Source organism: Mesorhizobium sp. M7A.F.Ca.CA.002.04.1.1 (genome assembly GCF_004022805.1).
In the GTDB taxonomy this organism is placed as follows: Bacteria; Pseudomonadota; Alphaproteobacteria; order Rhizobiales; family Rhizobiaceae; genus Mesorhizobium; species Mesorhizobium ciceri.
This window is the reverse complement of the sequence record NZ_RZPL01000826.1, coordinates 1-2,352: the sequence shown is the minus strand read 5'-3', so window position 1 is coordinate 2,352 and position 2,352 is coordinate 1. Positions and strand designations below refer to the sequence as shown.

2 protein-coding genes and 1 pseudogene are annotated in these 2,352 nt (G+C 65.0%); 1 reads left to right on the top strand and 2 read right to left on the bottom strand.

Going from position 1 to position 2,352, the window contains the following annotated elements; translation table 11 throughout:
- The coding region (locus ENZ75_RS29060) for a YbfB/YjiJ family MFS transporter (RefSeq protein WP_164888083.1) at positions 1-1,068 on the bottom strand (1,068 nt) is incomplete at its 3' end.
- A gap of 116 nt (positions 1,069-1,184) precedes the next feature.
- Positions 1,185-1,406 (bottom strand): hypothetical protein, encoded by a 222-nt coding sequence (locus ENZ75_RS29055; RefSeq protein ID WP_063167643.1) that lies wholly within the window; start codon positions 1,404-1,406, stop codon positions 1,185-1,187.
- A 94-nt stretch (positions 1,407-1,500) separates the two neighbouring features.
- Here ENZ75_RS29055 and ENZ75_RS29050 point away from each other — a divergent pair.
- Positions 1,501-2,352: pseudogene (locus tag ENZ75_RS29050) on the top strand (LysR substrate-binding domain-containing protein); the annotation flags it as partial.

Here is a 2,352-nt window from a genome sequence, read left to right as displayed (position 1 = left end):
CATCTGCGCCAGAAACCCGGCGGCGACCGGCCCGATGATCTGGCCAAGGCCGAACGCAGCCGTCATCAGGGCGAATATCCGCCGCGGCGCGCTTGGCGCCTGCTGCCGGGCGGCCTGCAGGCCAAATGCGGTGATGGCAATGAAGGTGCCACCGAGCAGCACGCCGGCAAGCAGCGGCCCGGTGGCGCCGCCGATGGCGACGCTGGCGGTGACGCCGGCAACTTCGATGAAGCACGCCAGCGCATAGGCGGCATAAAGGCCGGTCCGGGCCGCGATCTTCTGCCAGAGCCAGACTGAGGGAAAGCCCGCAAGACCGGCGACCATCCACACCATGGCCTCGAAGACGCGGCTGCCGCCGCCTTGCCGGACGATGGCGACCAGGAATGTCGCCGTCACCACATAGCCAAAGCCGAACAGGCCGTAGGCGACGATGACCTTGACCAACGACCGGTCCATCCGCAGTGCCGGCTCGCGGGTGGCTTCGCCGTTGCCGAGCGGACCCTCATTGGCCAACAGCGCAACGAGGACGAAACCACAGGCCGAAATCGCCGCCGACCACAGCCAGCCTGCAGCCCAGCCCGAATGCTCGGCGACCAGCACCGCCATCATCGCCGCCGATGCCGCTATGCCGAGCCCGACGCCGCCGAAATGCCAGGCCTGCAGGTCGTTGCGACCGGCAGCCGCGATGTGGCTGAAAACGGTGCTGGCCATGAACACCATGACGAAGGCGCTGGCCAGACCGGCCAGAAAGCGGATAGCGAGAAAGGCCGTCATCGCTTCGGTCAGCCCCATCAGCGCGGCAAGGACCGTACTGGCGCCAAGCCCCGCCAGCATCAGCAGGCGCTCGCGCCCATGCGCCCAGCCGCCCGCCGCTGCCAACGCGCCGACGAGATAACCGAGATAATTGGCCGACGCGATCCAACCGGCATCGGCAGGCGACAGATGCAATTCCTGCATCATGCCGGGCAGGATCGGCGTGTAGACGAAACGGCCGATGCCCATGGCAACCGCCATGGCAATCATGCCGGCGAAGGCGAAACGCAGCGCTGTCGAGGTGGCTGATGTCATTGCACTGCACAATAAGTGCAGGGGTCGCTGAAACAATCGCCATCTGTTGGGCCAGCGCGTGCGCGGGACGTGGTGCTCGCCTCGACTTTCCTCAAGCCGGAACGCTTGGCGGCTGCTCAGCAGCGGCCGCCGGCGTGCAACGGGGCCGTCTCGTGCACTGTCCGCCGTGCCGTCAGCCTGAACGGCACATCGCCCAGTTCGCGTTCCGACATGGTGTTCAGCACCGGATGCGAAAGCGGATCGGTCAGCCATCTCTGCGTTTCGCTGTCCGGGTGCGGCTCATACGGCGTACTCGCAGCGAAAAAGACCTTCAGCGACGACGACAAGATCCTCAGCATTTCCGGCTCCACAGGTCTGTCTCTTCCGATAAAATCCGCCGTTTCGACATGCCTTTCAATTGAGATTTCAGCCGGATCAGTTTAGAAAAACTCAATGGCCATGCTCAACCGCGTCCACCTCAACGGCCTGCGCGCCGTCGAAACCGTTGCCCGTCTCGGATCGCTGGCGGCGGCCGCCGGTGAGCTCAACGTTTCCGCAGCCAGCAGATAAGCCGTACCGAAAAACAGCTCGGCCAGGCGCTGTTCGAGCGAACGGCGAGCGGTCTGGTGCTGACCGAATTCGGCGCCGTCTTCGCGGCCCGCCTTGGTGCTGGATTTCGTGAGCTTTCCCAGGCCGTGGCGCTGGCCGACGAGGCTACGCAATGCACATTGGTGGTTTCGGTGGCGCCGGCCTTTGCCTCGAAGTGGCTGTTGCCCAGACTATCTCGCCACTTCGACCGGCATCCCAACGTGCTGCTGCGCATCGACGCTTCGGTGCGGCTGGTCAATCTCGATCACTCAGACATCGACATCGCCATCCGGCTTGGCGACGGCAAATGGCCGGGCGGGCGCACGGAACTGCTCTTGGCGCAGGAAGTCTTCCCGGTCTGCGCGCCGGCGATTGCCCAAAAACTGAAGTCGATCGAGGACCTTGCCCAGACCTGCGCGATCACCGACGAGCGAGCAATGATCAACTGGGAAAGCTGGTTCGAGACGGCCGGCGTCCCACCTGTCAGCTTCCTCAAGGGTGCGCGTTTCACCGACCCGATGCTGTGCCTGGAATCGGCGATTGCCGGCCACGGCGTGATGCTGGGCTGGCAATTGCTCGCCGCGGATGCGCTGGCCGACGGGCGGCTGGTGGCGCCTTTCGGTATCCGCGCCCAGAGCGGGCTCGGCTATTGGCTGGTGACCTCGTCCGTCAAGGCGGAAAGCCGCAAGGTCCGGGATTTCAAGGTCTGGATCAGGG